Consider the following 15,665-nt stretch of genomic DNA (forward strand, 5'->3'; position numbering starts at 1 on the left):
CTTTATCTAATTACATGTATTTCTCCACAATAATACCTAAAAAAGATTATATATAAAATAACAAATTTCTATCTTTAAAGGGCTATATTTTCTTCATTTTATAACTTGTTGAAAAGTATAAGATACTTTTTTTGCAAATGACAGGGGGGCAATTGAACTAAAATGTACAAACATAAGTAATGGATTCATAAAAAGCCAATGATTATGGAGAGAATTAACAATTATTCCTTGTTGTTGTAAAAGGAATATAAAAGGGTATACTTCTTCTTGCCTTAAAGCAGTTTCTCCTAATTTTAAAGCAGTCTAAGCTTTCAAATGAAAACATAATTCCAATGACGTGATTGGAGGCCGCATCCCTTCCCATAATTGAGGTATACAAATTATTCCTTTTTATTTTTACTGAACAAACTCCATCTTCAACTGTACGTGGGGTACGGCAACGGTTCCTTCTTTTAAGAGCCACTCACAAATTTATAACAAGAGGTAGTTCAAATAGCTAAATAACTACTTAAACTACCTCTTTGCTTTGTTTATCTGGAGTACGGAAATGATTTTGATTTAACCAATTAGGATTTTCTCTTCCGCATAACGAATTTTATTATGCTCATTTTTAGCCATAGCAAGCGCTAATGCCATCGTTAATGGTCCTAATCGACCAATAAACATCATCAATGTAATTAAAATACGTCCTACAGGAGTAAGATCACCTGTTAACCCTGCACTTAGTTCAACCGTACCAAATGCAGAAACTGTTTCGAATTAAATTTGTAAGAATTCTGCACTTTTTTAAGTAATTGTTAATAAGAAAAATATGATAAACATAATAGCTGTCGTAGCAATGGCGATTGCTCGATTCACTAAATTTTTTTGAATTCTTCTTTTAAATATATGAATATCCTCTCTATTTCTTATGATTGCTGTAATGGATAATAAAAGCAGGAATGCTGTTGTTACTTTAATGCCACCACCAGTTGATCCAGAGGATGCCCCGATAAACATTAATGCAATTATATAGACTTGAGAACTCATGGTCATTTGCCTAATGTTGCAGGGTTATTGTATTCTAAAAATAAAATAATAATGGAACTTATGATGTTAAGAAACAGTGTGGCTACTAAAACTAGTTTGGTATGCAGTGAGAAATATATGAATATCCTTTTCTTAATCACATCTAAAATTACAATAAAACCAATTCCACCACTTATAAATAGGAACGTAATTATTATATTGACTACAGGATCTCCTACCGACTTACTTAAACTGTCTGATTCTAATCCAAACCCTGCATTATTAAATGCTGAAATCGTATTGAATAACCCATAATATATTGCTTTTGGCCAAGGCATTTCATATGACCAGCGAATCGCTAAAACAATTGCTCCAACTAATTCAATCACAAGTTTAATCAAAATAATTTGCTGTACTAATCTTATAATCCCTTGCAAAGACAAAGAATTAATGGACTCCGGAAGTAACAGTCTCTTCTTTATCCCAATTTTTCTCCCTAAAATAAGAAACATCAAAATTCCACTTGTCATAAACACCCAACCACTAAGCTGGATAAGGATAAGTAAAACAATTTGTCCAAATACAGTAAATGTACTCCCTGTATCAACTACTGCAAGTCCTGTTACAAACACAGCTGATGTCGCCTCAAAAAGGGCATCAATAAACGATAAATGATAATTAAATTTTAAAAAATAATAATGATCCTAAATATATCTAATCTTTTATTGTGTGAAATACTCTTTTTTATGTTTTAGAACAAAAATTATGCGAATGAAACATTGGGAAGGATACGGGATAGTTACTGTGCATAATGTATAGTGATTATGCACAGCGTTTATTTATGTACATGTATTTAATTAAAATAAATTTCGAATGTGAAAGGGTTTTAATAATGATTGTCTAATTATGCACATATGTTTTATGTGGATATACGAGTAATATTAACGAGTTGAAGTAACTCCTTGACAGGAAATTCATGCCTTAATCCATAAAAGAATAGTTATTTTACGCAGTATTGCGAAAAGAGGAAGAAGGACGTATTTCCTTTCAGCAAAGATTTAAAGAATTTCTGTTTATGATTGTTAGTTTTGGGATTATTATGTTTCTCATATATGGAGAAATCCTGTTACAATAGTAAAGAATAACTTGGGTACAAATTAATAATGAAATGGGGAAAGATAATAGATGAAAGCAACCGGAATGACTAGAAAAGTAGATGAATTAGGACGTGTAGTACTTCCAAAGGAACTTAGAAATACGCTTGGGATTAAAGAAAAATCACCATTAGAAATTTTTGTAGAAGGGGAAGACATCATTTTACAGAAGTATCAGCCTGGTCATGGTTGTGCATTAACAGGAGAAGTGTCAAATTGTAACATAGCATTAGCAAAGGGTAAAATCTCATTAAGTCCAGAAGGTGCAGAGCTATTAATAAAAGAAATAGAACAGTACCTTGTAAAATAAGTGCTCCTTTCAAGGGGCTTTTTTTATAGTTAAAATAATAATTTCACATAATTTAATCTTGTGTAGACTTAATCACCTAAATGGAGAATATATTGTATATATTTTGGATAGATTTCTTGCGAAATATGTATATAGAGCAGTATTTCGAATTAAATGTGATACGATAGTGATATATTCGTTTTGCTAGTAAAAGGGGATGAGTGTCGATGAAAAACCACATAAAAGTAAATGGAAAAACACTTCAAACAAATAAAAAATGGTCACATCTCAAGCAAAGACAAAGACAACATATTTCTAATTGGTTACGTAGAGAATATACACAGTTTGTAAAAACACATTATAGAAAACCTAGAAAGTATGAACATGATGAGATTCTTCATGAAGTGATGAATCAAATACAGGAACGTGAAATTTGGATTCCTAATGGTGAAATAAAAAGATATTATCTAAGCAAAATAGGAAAATGGTTTAGAAAAATAGAGAGTGAATGGGAATCACAAATATCCAACAGTGAAAAGCAGCAGGTATTAGAAGAAAAGTAAATACAAAGAAACAAGGGGTACGCATTTCATGTTTAATTTACAAGAAGATATGTATGAACAATTGAAAGAGAAAAGAGGGGGAGTTACAGTAATTTTAAAGAATGGCGTTCCAGTACGTGGGAAGATTCTTGCAAGAGATAAATTTACCGTCCTAATGATGGTTCATGGTAAACAACATTTAATCTACAAACAAGCAATCTCTACACTTGCTATTTAATGGGTACCGCTAGTAACAAACCAGAAACCTAAAACCGTACTATAATTGGAAGGTATTGAAAATTGCATAGATTGATAGAACAAAAAAAGGAGGTTCCCTTGTAAGAGTAGGGTTTCTCCTTTTTCCTTGCTACCGATAATGAGACGTTATGTGAACTAGAAATGAATAGAGTATTCATAAAAAAACTTTAATACAAATAAGCTTTACCATGATAATCTAATCTTATAAATACATAAAAAGAGAAGACTGGATATGTTGAACAGTCGAAATTGGATTAATAACTGGAACGAAACGTTTCATCAAATAGAAAAAATAAAGGGGATATTGAATCTTTCGTTGTTGAAAAATCAGCAACAGAAGAAGAAATTAAATTAACAGAACAACAATTAGGTTATCCTCTTTCTATTAGCTTCAAAGAAGTTTTAGTGAAATTTTCAAAGCAAGTAGAGCTTAGATGGTCCTTTCCAGATGAACTTTCTATACCAGCCGAATTTGATGATATCTTTGCAGGTGAATTATGTTGGAATTTAGATTCGATTGAGGACTTAGCAGAAGTGGCAGATAGCTTAAAGGATGTAGGAGATAATTATGGTGAAAACTTACGACAAAAATTAGCATTCTATACCGTCCCCAACGGTGATTATCTTGCTTTAGATTTGAATTCTAATAACGAAGATGCAGCTGTTGTTTACTGGGATCATGAAGAAGATTCAGTCACTTATGTAGCAGATAATTTTATTGAGTTTATTGAAAAGTTTACTGGTTTGCATTTAATTGGGGCTGAGATCTGGCAATGCGAAACCTTCATAGATTCTAAGGGTATAAATACAGATAGTGAAATAGCACGAAAATGGAAAAAACTCTTCACAGAACTTTAAAACATAGGCACTTTTAACTTCCAATAACGAAAACTAAAGATCCAAGAACTAATTAATAAAATATAACTTTTTCTAATAAGTCAACAACCAGTTCCTTAACATATAAGGAACTGGTTAATTTATATACAAAATATGTATAAATGTCTAATTTTCTTTATTTACACTTGCGTACTTATTTGAGTATGATGCTGAATTTATTTTACTTGTATGCGACTATTATCCCGATAATAAGCAATTCATAGTTGTATATCTAATAAAGAAAGAATAATGTTTGTTTCAAGTGACATCTGGATTACCTCTTTCTTTTTAGTGTTATTATGCACATAAATCATCGCATGCTCCTGAAGCTGATATGAAGTAAAGATGATCTTCCTATGAAGTTTTTATGTTTCCACATAAACTCCAGATAGCAAGGTTATAATGACTACCAAAGAAAAGCTCTCTTTATAGAAAAATTCCCCCGTATTTTTTGTATAAAAACCTCATATATTTAAGCATAATTTATTGGGAGGTTGATTATGAGCATGTATTTAAATATACAAGAAAGTGCGAAGCGTATAAATGAATTAACTAACCATCAAAAGAAACTAGAACGCGAAAAAAATATATTAAAAAGTGATTTTTATAGATTGTTGAAAGAAAATAAAAAATACAAAGATACTCCCGAAGAGATAAGAACAATGGATAATTAATTTCAATTTAAAGTTTCATTTAAATTTTAGTCAACTGCAGAAGTATGAAAATAGTTTAACTTCAGAACTTGGTTAGCTATAAGTATTTTGATACTATATTTATTCGTAAATTTGACACAGCCTTTTATGATATATACATGCTATACTTAATTGCATAGTAAATAAATTGTATCCCAGTACATTGCTTACTATTACTAGTACCCGAAAAACCTTAATATGATACGGTAAAAGGCCTCTTTTCAACGAGAAAAGAGGCCTTTTTTCATTAATATTTAGTTAAGTATATGCTATGAATTAAAAAGGAAATTTTATATTAATTTACATTTCTTTCATAGAGTTAAGATAAGGATCATATATTATAACAACATGTTACATTGAAAGGGTGAATATATGATTTCATCGTATTCGGTAAGTTATATTTTAGTCACGGGTAATACTGCTATAAAAAAGGTAACTAGAGTTTATGCCTCCTCAGAGGTTTTTGCTGTTAATATGATTAAAAGAGAATTAGAACGTAGGTTTTCACAGCCAACAAAAATTGAAGTTTTTCCGGTTTAATAGAAGGGAATTATTCTTTGTTTCCTTATTAATTAATGTGTAATTAGTATATGTTAAAACTAATTACACATTAATTAAATTTCCGCTCGATTATCAGACATGGTACAAGCGGAAACGGCACCTAATATATTAAAGACAATTTTTTTCTCATATCGATGAGATTTTCGCCCGTTTTGCTGTAGGTGATTAAAAAGGCGAATTAGAACCATTGATAACTTTTGGATGTCTTTCTCTATGGGGTAACTCTTTATACACATAGAAATACTTTAATAATTTTTAAAAGTATACTAACAGTATTCCTGCTCTACTCTTCACAGGAAATGATAGTAATTTCTTATTTTTGGGAAATGGATGGTAACCCTTGTATATTTTCCTTCTTGTGATTGAATAGAAATATCATGTCCCAATTTCAAAACCATTTGTTTTACAAGATATAGTCCCATCCCAGTAGATTTTGTATGTGTTCTTCCATTAGAACCGGTGAATCCTCTTTCGAACACACGATGTATGTCTTCTTGCTTTATCCCAATGCCTGTATCTTGAATAAGCAAGCGTTTTTCTTCATGATCCTCCTCAAAACGGAAAAAAATCTCTCCACCTTCATTTACATACTTTAAAGCATTTGCAGTAATTTGGTCGATGATAAATGCAAGCCATTTACTATCACTTTGAACGAATTTCTGCACTTCCGCCATATGAAAGTGAATTCGTTTCGTGATAAAGATTTTGGCATATTTTTTTACACTTTGTTTAATGATTGGATTCAACTGTACGTCTGTAATGAAATAGTCTTTAGAAAACGAGTCAATCCGTGAATAGTAAAGAGCCTGTTCCACATAATTATCAATTTTGTTCAACTCATCTTCAAACTTATCTATAAGAAAATCTACTGTTTTTCCCGTACTGTTCTCGATGAGTAAATTACTTGCGGAAATTGGAAGCTTTACCTCGTGAACCCAGGACATAATAAAATCTTGGTGATCCACTTTCTCGTGAATCAACTTTTGAAGTTGCTTAGAATGATTATCCTGTACTATTTTTATCATTTTGACATATAAAGCTTGTTGATAATTTTGTGGTTCAATCAATTCTATAGGAAAGTCTTCCTGTCGATTCTCTATTAGATTATTTAGCTCCAGGTAAAAAGATCTCCAATAATAATATCCAATAGTAATATACAGACTTACGGAAAGGAAACAAATAACGTGAGTATAGAACAGATTTTTAATCACAAGATTCCGACTATCATTTATAACCATAATTAATGAAACAAACAACATTAATATGAAGTACAGTATGAAAAAGAATCGTTTATCTTTTAAATATTGAAAAAAGCTCATAAAATGATATACCCGTATCCTTTCTTAGTAGTAATAAAGCCTTTCTTACCGAGGTCAGTAATTTTCTTGCGTATCCGTGTAATGTTAACGGTTAAGGTGTTTTCGTCCACGAATCTTTCATCAGCCCAAAGACTGCGCATTATCTTTGTTCGGCTTACAACTGTTCCTTTATTTTGCATGAGAAGCTTTAAAATAATAAATTCATTTTTTGTTATTGTAATCGTTTCATTCCCATAAGACAGATTGTAGGATTAAAGGTTCAGCACAATTCCATCATGCTCAATAACTTGCACTTCTATGTCTTCTATATACGTATATGTCCTACGAAGGAGCGCATTAACCTTTGCCATTAACACATCTGTGTGGAACGGTTTATTAATAAAATCATCACCGCCCATATTCATCGCCATTACCATATCCATTGGTGTATTACGAGATGAAAGAAAAATAATCGGTGCTTTTGAAGTTTCTCTAATTTTATTACACCAGTAAAATCCATCAAATGATGGTAAATTAATATCCATTAGTACAAGGTGAGGGCTATTTTTAAGAAAAATTGATAATACTTGGTCGAAATCTTCAACTTTTACTGTAGTAAATCCCCATTTTTCTATTGTCTCTCCTAACATATCTCTAATCGTTTTTTCGTCTTCTATAATCATAATTTTCATGGTTATTCCCCCAAAATCTTATATTAATGATAATTTGTGTTATATGTTATGTGTTCATACTGCTACATTAAATTACGATGGCATAATCGTCTATATCACATTATAGTGGGAAAAATTAAGAAAAAGGGGATATTTGTTGTAAGGTGACAGAACTGTAAGGTTATTGAAGGGTTACATCATATAGAATAAAGCCTGAAAGAAAAAATAACTTCTTTAATGGAGGAAATATATATGAAATTAATAGTTGACGCAAAACAAATTAAAAAAATGTATGGAGCAAAAGGAAATACGGTTACTGCATTACATGATATTGATTTAACTGTTCGAGAAGGTGAGTTTGTTGGGATTATGGGACCTTCAGGTGCCGGAAAGTCCACACTTTTAAATATTTTGGCGACCATAGATCTGCCGACATCCGGTGAGATTTTGATTGATGGAACGAGCATACTAAATATGAAAGAAGAACAATTATCTGCATTCAGGCGGGATAAACTCGGTTTCATTTTTCAAGATTATAATTTATTAGATACGTTAACAGTGAAAGATAATATATTGTTGCCACTTGCACTGGCAAAAATGGATGTACGAGAAATAGAAAACAGAGTTAATGAGATTTCAGAGCGCTTTGGTATTCGTTCTATTTTAGACAAATACCCGTATCAAATCTCAGGGGGACAGAAACAGCGTACAGCTACTTCACGTGCAATGGTGTCTAAACCCAGCTTAATATTAGCTGACGAGCCGACTGGTGCACTCGATTCAAAATCGGCAGCAGACTTATTGGAGAGCTTACAAAATTTAAGCCAAGAAGATAACGCAACCATCCTCATGGTAACACATGATGCTTTTGCTGCTAGCTATTGTAAACGCGTTTTATTTATTAAAGATGGTACGCTGTTTACCGAACTCGTAAAGGGGAATTCTTCCCGCAAAGATTTTTTCAAAAAGATATTAGATGTTTTGTCCATTCTTGGAGGTGGTACAAGTGACGTTATTTAGTTTAGCGAAAAAAAATATTAAAGGCAATTTAAACAATTACCTTCTCTACATTTTCTCTATGGTGATTAGTGTCGTGATTTGCTATACTTTCAACTCATTATTGTATACACCAGAAATTAAAAATGCCGTTAATAATATAGAAGGTACAATGTCACAAACCTCTTTCGCTTTAATAGGATTCGTAGCAGTTTTCATCGGATATTCTAATGTATTTTTCACGAGAAAACGAAAAAAAGAATTAGGTATGTACTCCCTACTTGGTGTGAGAAAAAAAACATCGCAAGAATGCTGTTTTTTGAAAATGTAATTATTGGGGCTATCACTTTAATATGCGGGCTCGTATTAGGCATCATATTATCCAGATTGTTTATCATGTTGCTTCTTAAGCTCGTAGGGGCTCCGGTCGATGTAAGTTTTAGTATTCCAATGGAAGCAATTATGACTACCACTATTACATTTACGGTCATTACAATTTTTACATCTCTTCAATCGTATCTTTTAATTTATCGCTTTAAATTAATTGAATTATTCCAAGCAGATAAAAAAGGGGAGAAAGTACCGAAAGCATCTATCGTTTCCGCCGTAGTTTCGATTATTTTACTCGTAAGTAGTTATTGGCTTATGTTTAACGGGGCAGCAATGCTCTCTATGCCTCTTGTTGCGATTGGAACGTATTTATTATTTCGTTCTTTAACTGTGTATTTGCTAAAACGTGCACAAAACAATAAACCGAACTACTATAAAGGAATTAACATCATTGGAATATCTCACTTGTTGTATCGTATAAAAGGAAATGCCCTTATGCTTACAGTTATCGCATTACTAATTACAGTAGCGCTGCCATATCTCATGGCAAGTTTCTCTGAATACTCGATTACTGAAAAAGATGCTCATAGAACAGCTCCTTTTAGCTATATTCATCTTTCAAAAGACGAAACATCTGACAATCAAATCAAACGGGTTATTTCAAAAGACAAAGATCATCCGATTATAGCACAATTAGATATCCCGGTTATTCAAGTGAAAGGGAGTACTTCAGCACCATTCGAAGATAAAGATGATCTTTCCGTTAACTTGATCTCAGAAAATGGATTTCATAAAATGAACAAAGTTCTAAAATTAGGGGATATACCAAAACTAGCTAGTGAGCAAGCTATCGCATTTAAAAAATACCTTTTTAACCAACCAGTTTCTAATTTCACGGGACAACAAGTGAATATTCAGCTATCTGAGGGGAATTATACTTTTAAACTCGAGAAACTCGAAAAAAAATCGATACAACTAGCCTCTGGAACGGAGCTTTTATATATTGTCGTTGACGATGCGATGTTTAATCTTGTTGCAAAACAAGTCAGTCCAATCACATATAAAGCTTATAAAGTGGAAGATGAGAAAACAACAGAAGAAACTTCTAAGATAGTAATAAAATTAGCTGGGCAGGATACGCATATGCGTACGTTCTATGAAGAGTATAAAAAAATAAAGGCACTTACAGGAATGAAAATCTTTGTAGTTAGCTCTTTAGCATTAGTTTTACTAGTGGCAACAGGAAGTGTTATTTACTTCAAACAGCTAACAGAAGCACATTCAGATAAAAATCGTTATGAAATTTTACGAAAAATTGGTGTAAATAGAAAAGAAATACGAACTACGATAGCAAAACAAACGTTATTTGTATTTCTTCTTCCGTTAATTATTGGAATACTAAATGCAGGCATGTTAACAATGTCTGTATCCTTACAATTTAGCATGGACATACAGCATGATATCATTTCATTTATGTATGCTGTGACAACATATGGCGTGATCTACCTTCTTTACTATGTATTAACCGTTAATTCATATAATAGAATTGTGAATAAATAGACATAAACCACCTCGCGAATATCAGGAGGTGGTTTAATATATTTAACAATACCAGATGGATAGTGAACAGTGAGTTAATTAACCTGTTCCTAAAATATGTATTAACGTACAATTGCCTTTGTTGATATGGTGATTCCATACCTATCAACTTAAGAAAAGTAAACTGATTTCTCAAAATTACTAATCATAGAGAAATAAATCTTTTGCTTAAGAAGTCTTAAAAAACCGTAACTTGATAGCAATGAGGTATCACTATTGCTTCGGAAAAAAATATGAAAAAAAATTAACTTTTATGTAAAGTGCTTCGCTACACTATTTTAAAGAATTTATGTTTGATTACTTAAATAAGTCTAAGGTCACTTAATAATTAAAAAATATAGAGTTACTTCACGTTGTTAAATACACCAATTACCTTTATTTAAAGAAATCTTCGCTATTTTAGCAAGCAATTAGTACACTTCTATTTTCTGCCACTCAAAATCATTGCATTCCCCAATACTTTTTTATTTAATAATAGCCTTGGTAATTTCATTTCTTCAGCAAGCTTGCAGCTATTCAATTTACAGATATCGAGATTCTCTAGGTCATTTAAGAACTCTTCTGTATCCCCAAATATTTTTTCATCCATAAATAAATCTAAGAAGATAAATTCGCCACCAGGTTTTAATACCCTTAAAGCCTCTTTAATTACTTCGATTTTATTTTTCGTATCTTTTACTTCATGAAATGTTAGGCAACTTACAACTATATCAAATTCATTATCCTGTAAGGGGAGCTCGGCGGCACTTGCTTTTAGAAAATTAATCCTACCAGACACACCTTCTATTTCAGCATTCTGTTGGCATTGATCCCGTGAATATTCCCAATTTTCCCCCCAATAATCAATTCCAGTTAAAAAGGATTTAGGAAAAGCCATTGCAAGCTTAATAATCAATGATCCACTACCTGTTTCTATATCTAGTATTTTTCCTTTTCCATCCCAATTCACTTTTTTAACAATTAAATCATGTATTTTGGATTGATAATTCTCTCCGAATGTTGCGAATTGGTAAGTAGAATAAGAAAGTATAAACGTTATATAAATAAAAGGTATTGCTATAACCCCTGATAGGATTCGCAGATAGAAAGTAATAGGAGATAACGTTATAAATAAAAGAATTATTGAACTTATTAAAAATACAATCAGTCTTTTCATTCGAATCCAAGTTTGATATTTAGTTTTTTTTCTCATTAGCACCATTCCTGTATATTTTTTACATATGGATTTATTCATTGTAAGATACTTTTATCTAGCCTCTCCTATAAGATTATTTTTTGCCACTAACAAATAATAGGTTACAGGTTTTTAAACAATCCTTAAGTCGCTGGGATTCATTTTCATAGCTCCATATGCTATGCTCCAATATTTTTTCCAAAAGAAATTTTTCTCGGTCACTAGGGGCATATTTAAAATAAACCATATGTTGTCCGGACTTGTGTTCTTCTAATTTTATTACTCTTTTCATAAGATAGTATTCATCATTATGAATACTATCATCAAGTTTCAGATTTTCCAAAAAAGAAAATTATGGTTTTGGGGGTACTACAAAATTTTAGATCGACAAGTATGTATGATAATCCCATTTCGATTGCATCCACTCTCCAAGAAAAGCTCGTTGGTTTCAAATTTTCGTAGCAACAGGACCTTTAATTTCTAATGGTCCCAGTATCTTTTATTTTGACGTGTGTCTTTACATTTATTTTAGCCTCTGCTAACGCTTGCAACCAATCATTTTTTACTTTTTTCCACTCTTTATATTGAAATGCTCTAGCATATAGGGATAATCCGATTGGATCAATTTTATTCTGCTGTATTTCATCCAACATATTTTGTAATTCCTTATTAATTTCTTTTCCGATAGCGTTTTCTAAATTATTTATGTTTTTTTTGTTATCATAATGCTCTTTAATTAAATTCGCATTGTTTTTTTCTACTAAGGCTACATTAGCGTTTATATCTAGATTAAATACAAACTTCCCGTTTTTAAAATTAACATCTATCTTCCTTGTCGCATTCTGTACGAAGATGGAAGTGTTTGTTTTTTTGTTGGATTTTTTAGGAGGAAGCGCAAGGTGTAGTATCATCCGGCCTGTATTTTTTGACTTATTTATAAGATTGAAGAACTTAACATCTTTTTTAGGGATACGAGTTAAAAATTTTCCTTGTCGATCTAAAAGTGCAATTCCTATCGTGTCAATTTCATTATTTGTTTTTTTGATAATTGGAACGGCTTGCGTCATTCCTTCTTCATTTTGTTCTCTCATTAATTGTTGAATTGTAGAAGAGACGGATTGGTTATTTTGAATTGACGATTCAATTACACCATTTATATAAGATGAAAGTGATGGTTTACTAGGCTTATGAATTTTAAAAACTTCTTCTGCAGGTCCATCTACAAGTACTACTTTAGCATTAATGGTAGCGTAAGGATCACGGTAAGAAGAATCAAGCTCCTGCAACCAATTTGCTTCTTGCGCTAATTTTTTCCCAATTAAAATGATTTCAGCTTTGGAAGCTGTCATGAAGCCTGTTAACTTCGTATCTATCTTACTGAATCCAGTATATACAGTTGATGCTTGTGTCCAATGTTCTATAGTACTTTTTGACTGTTTATGATGAAAGAGTGGTATGCTTGTTCCAACTTTTATGTCTCCATTAGGGGTTCTATCCAAGCCAATTAACAGGATTAATGAAACCTTCTCAAGAGGAATTCTCTGACCACAACCAATTATATATACACAACAAATTACAATCCATATCCATTTTCGAATCAAAGTTGTTTCCTCCTAGTAATCCAAGTAAAAAGAATACTGTAAGCGAAAAATAAGATGGGTAATAGAATAAAGAAAACGACATTTAAGATATCCATAAGAGAATATATAAACAAATATTGATCCACATTGGGGTTTAGAAAAATAAATAAGCCTACTATTAATACCATAAAACCAAACAGCGCCCAATTGCGAGCGTTTTTTTGAAGTGAAATGGTCACAGAATCAAAACTGAAAAATAAATATGGATATATTGTAGTGGAAAATACAATTAAATAGTAAGCAATATATATAATTTCTAATCGTTCTATGAAAGAAAAACGAACCCCTTTTAACAGATGAAATACTGGCCAAATTACGTCTTTTATCCCCTCTGGACTAAAGTATATATAAGAAAGAATAGTCACATATAGGTAGAAAAACATGGTTCCAGTATTCGCAATTAGTAGTCCCTTAATAGCTTGTTGTTTTTTTTGTAAGAACGGATAAATAAAATATGCAATTTCTAAACCAGCATAAGGGGTAATGGTTTCTTTCGTTGCTTTTACAATAGGGTATATACCATCTTTAAAAATCGGTAGTAGGTGTAAAGGAGCATACATACTCTTTAATGAAAAAAGAAGAAGTAATGGCATCCAAGTAGTGAAGAAGAAAACAAGCATAGAATAACTAGTAAGAGCCCTTAACCCACTTAGGGCTAAAATAATAAAAGGCAATAATAATAATATGGTGATTTGATAAGTGGGAATGGAAGGGAATATCCACACTTTTACAATATCAGTTGCCTTTAATAAAGTATTAAAGCCAGCAAAAAATAGATAAAAGGCGTATAAAAGAAGAAAAATTGTCCCAAGCCATTTACCAAAGTATGTTTTTAAAATCTGTGAGAAGTTTTTGTTAGGATTTTTTTGTAACATTAATATAATAAATAAGCCAATTATCGAAGTAGTTATCCAACCTAGAATGATAGAAATCCAGCCATCTGTGCCAGCGGTAGTAGCAAGTGGGCTTGGCATAATTAACATACCAGATGCAAGTTGCAGCGAATGGATGAAAATAATAAATTCGAATAAAGTTATATTTTTGAATTTAAGATTCCCCATGCGAACCACCTTCTTTTTTCTTTTCTTGTTTCGGCTGTCCAGTACTCGATCGGGTGCTAATCATCGAAATAGGAAACCTTACAAAAGAATCTTTTAACTCTTGAAGCCGAAATGGCGCGATTGGCAATCCGTATGGTGAACCATAGGAAGTTAGTGAAACAAAATGAGCAAATAAGAGCATTAATCCACTAACAATACCTACAATGCCATAAAAGTAAGCCAATAACATCATTGGAAAACGAATAAGGCGTATAGAACTTGATAAATCATAATTAGAAACAATAAATGAAGCAATGGCTGTAATAGATACGATAATAACCATAACGTTACTAACAAGACCAGCTTGAACAGCCGCCTGCCCAATTACAATCCCTCCAACAATCCCAATGGTTTGTCCAATTGGTTGTGGTAAGCGAATACCAGCTTCACGTAGCATTTCTAGTGTAATTTCCATTATAAATGCTTCCAGTAGGGGAGAGAAAGGGACTTTGACTCTTGACGTTGCGATAGAAGTGTATAAATCTATAGGAATGATTTCAAAGTGAAAAGAGACGATAGCAATATAAATTGCGGGTAAAAAAATCGCTATAATAAATCCTGCAAATCGTAATAAACGAAAAAACGATGCAATGAGCCAATGTATATTATAGTCATCTGGAGTCTGAAAAAATCCAATTAAATTCATTGGGACAATCATCGCGCCAGGAGATCTATCAACTAATACTGCTACTTTCCCATCAAGTATATGATTTGAAATGGCGTCCGGACGTTCGCTTAAATAAGACTGTGGAAAAGGAGTCCAATTTTGATCTTTTGTATAATTAGATAGTTCTCCAATACCCAATACCGCATCCGTTTTAATATTACAGATTCTAGTTTCTATTTCTTGGACTACATCTGCGTTTGCTACATCACCTAAGTAAATTAAATAGACTGAAGAAGTGGCTCGTTCTCCAATCGTCAGCTTTTTGATTTTTAACTCTGTAGAAGGAATATATCGACGAATTAGGCCTATATTTTTTGTGGCATTCTCAATAAAACCATCATGTGAGCCTTTAATAGTAACTTCTGAAATCGGTTCTTGAATGGATCGCTCTGCCCAGCCTTTTGTATTTATTAGAAGTGACCGCTTTTCTCCCTCCATAAACAGTACACATTGACCCTCAAGTAATCCTTCTTTAATTTCATTCCATGTATATACTATTTTGGTATGAGTAGCAATAATATTAGAATTAAATATTTGACTGTCTTCATTTACGTTTTGTAATAATGGTGTAACAACATTGCTTTTTAATGCAACACCATCTGTAAGGCCTTCAAAATAATATAATAAAATATTCGTGTTTGTTTTTAATTGCAAAGGATGTTCAATCAAATCTGCACTAATATCAAAGATGTTATCTAATATATCTTTAAGTTTTTGTAAGTTACTCGTTTGGATCTTTTCAATGGTTTTATCTGTCTTAGTTTCTAAGGTTTCTTCAATTAAGGACATGAGTTCACCTCTTAATATGTA

General features: G+C 31.9%; 13 protein-coding genes and 4 pseudogenes. 8 read left to right on the top strand and 9 right to left on the bottom strand.

All coding sequences use genetic code 11. From position 1 onward, the window contains the following. Window positions 1-93: 93 nt before the first annotated feature. Both MRP26_RS27510 and MRP26_RS27515 read right to left on the bottom strand, forming a co-directional pair. Window positions 94-249 carry a DUF1259 domain-containing protein gene (locus tag MRP26_RS27510; RefSeq protein WP_242807270.1) on the bottom strand — a complete coding sequence of 52 codons (156 nt, stop codon included), beginning with the start codon at window positions 247-249 and terminating at the stop codon, window positions 94-96. A gap of 309 nt (window positions 250-558) precedes the next feature. After that, a pseudogene (locus MRP26_RS27515) lies at window positions 559-1,685 on the bottom strand (potassium transporter TrkG); the annotation flags it as partial. A 508-nt stretch (window positions 1,686-2,193) separates the two neighbouring features. Between MRP26_RS27515 and MRP26_RS27520 the strand changes: the two are divergent. The 6 genes from MRP26_RS27520 to MRP26_RS27540 all read left to right on the top strand — a co-directional run bounded on the left by MRP26_RS27520 (window position 2,194) and on the right by MRP26_RS27540 (window position 4,801). Continuing rightward, window positions 2,194-2,472, top strand: coding sequence for an AbrB/MazE/SpoVT family DNA-binding domain-containing protein (locus MRP26_RS27520; protein ID WP_242807207.1), 279 nt, complete (start codon window positions 2,194-2,196; stop codon window positions 2,470-2,472). A gap of 206 nt (window positions 2,473-2,678) precedes the next feature. After that, window positions 2,679-3,014 (top strand): transposase, encoded by a 336-nt coding sequence (locus MRP26_RS27525; protein WP_242807209.1) that lies wholly within the window; start codon window positions 2,679-2,681, stop codon window positions 3,012-3,014. Between the two features lie 28 nt (window positions 3,015-3,042). Then, a complete protein-coding gene (gene hfq / locus MRP26_RS27530) occupies window positions 3,043-3,231 on the top strand; it encodes an RNA chaperone Hfq (RefSeq protein WP_242807211.1) in 189 nt (62 codons plus the stop codon). A 252-nt stretch (window positions 3,232-3,483) separates the two neighbouring features. Then, window positions 3,484-3,606: a hypothetical protein gene (locus tag MRP26_RS30860; RefSeq protein ID WP_276576187.1), complete on the top strand. Its 123-nt coding sequence runs from the start codon at window positions 3,484-3,486 to the stop codon at window positions 3,604-3,606. 29 nt (window positions 3,607-3,635) lie between these two features. Next, entirely contained in the window at window positions 3,636-4,109 is a 474-nt protein-coding gene (locus MRP26_RS27535; protein ID WP_242807272.1) for an SMI1/KNR4 family protein, read from the top strand. Between the two features lie 518 nt (window positions 4,110-4,627). Next, a complete protein-coding gene (locus MRP26_RS27540) occupies window positions 4,628-4,801 on the top strand; it encodes a hypothetical protein (protein ID WP_242807274.1) in 174 nt (57 codons plus the stop codon). Between the two features lie 632 nt (window positions 4,802-5,433). Here the strand turns inward: MRP26_RS27540 and MRP26_RS27545 are convergent. The 3 genes and pseudogenes from MRP26_RS27545 to MRP26_RS27555 form a co-directional block, all read right to left on the bottom strand. Continuing rightward, window positions 5,434-5,595, bottom strand: a pseudogene (locus MRP26_RS27545) (IS4 family transposase); the annotation flags it as partial. Window positions 5,596-5,670: 75 nt separating this feature from the next. After that, on the bottom strand, window positions 5,671-6,699 hold the full coding sequence (locus MRP26_RS27550; RefSeq protein WP_242807213.1) for a sensor histidine kinase: 1,029 nt from the start codon (window positions 6,697-6,699) through the stop codon (window positions 5,671-5,673). Continuing rightward, window positions 6,696-7,370, bottom strand: a pseudogene (locus MRP26_RS27555) (response regulator transcription factor). The gene MRP26_RS27550 and the pseudogene MRP26_RS27555 overlap by 4 nt, the downstream one beginning before the upstream one ends. A gap of 231 nt (window positions 7,371-7,601) precedes the next feature. Here MRP26_RS27555 and MRP26_RS27560 point away from each other — a divergent pair. After that, the gene (locus tag MRP26_RS27560; protein WP_242807215.1) at window positions 7,602-8,369 is read left to right on the top strand and encodes an ABC transporter ATP-binding protein; all 768 of its coding nucleotides are present in this window, start codon (window positions 7,602-7,604) and stop codon (window positions 8,367-8,369) included. Then, window positions 8,356-10,235 (top strand): annotated as a pseudogene (locus MRP26_RS27570) (FtsX-like permease family protein). Before MRP26_RS27560 ends, MRP26_RS27570 begins: the two are co-directional and overlap by 14 nt. A 460-nt stretch (window positions 10,236-10,695) precedes the next feature. Here MRP26_RS27570 and MRP26_RS27575 read toward each other — a convergent pair. The 4 genes from MRP26_RS27575 to MRP26_RS27590 all read right to left on the bottom strand — a co-directional run bounded on the left by MRP26_RS27575 (window position 10,696) and on the right by MRP26_RS27590 (window position 15,644). Beyond that, complete coding sequence (locus tag MRP26_RS27575) at window positions 10,696-11,466, bottom strand: class I SAM-dependent methyltransferase (RefSeq protein ID WP_242807221.1); 771 nt, start codon at window positions 11,464-11,466, stop codon at window positions 10,696-10,698. A 455-nt stretch (window positions 11,467-11,921) separates the two neighbouring features. Then, the gene (locus MRP26_RS27580; RefSeq protein ID WP_242807223.1) at window positions 11,922-13,049 is read right to left on the bottom strand and encodes a Ger(x)C family spore germination protein; all 1,128 of its coding nucleotides are present in this window, start codon (window positions 13,047-13,049) and stop codon (window positions 11,922-11,924) included. Then, window positions 13,046-14,149, bottom strand: coding sequence for a GerAB/ArcD/ProY family transporter (locus MRP26_RS27585; RefSeq protein WP_242807224.1), 1,104 nt, complete (start codon window positions 14,147-14,149; stop codon window positions 13,046-13,048). Before MRP26_RS27585 ends, MRP26_RS27580 begins: the two co-directional genes overlap by 4 nt. Further along, window positions 14,136-15,644, bottom strand: coding sequence for a spore germination protein (locus tag MRP26_RS27590; RefSeq protein WP_242807226.1), 1,509 nt, complete (start codon window positions 15,642-15,644; stop codon window positions 14,136-14,138). Before MRP26_RS27590 ends, MRP26_RS27585 begins: the two co-directional genes overlap by 14 nt. Window positions 15,645-15,665 lie beyond the last annotated feature (21 nt).

It is taken from the genome of Bacillus sp. CCB-MMP212 (assembly GCF_022748145.1).
GTDB classification, from domain to species: Bacteria; Bacillota; Bacilli; order Bacillales; family Bacillaceae_G; genus Bacillus_A; species Bacillus_A cereus.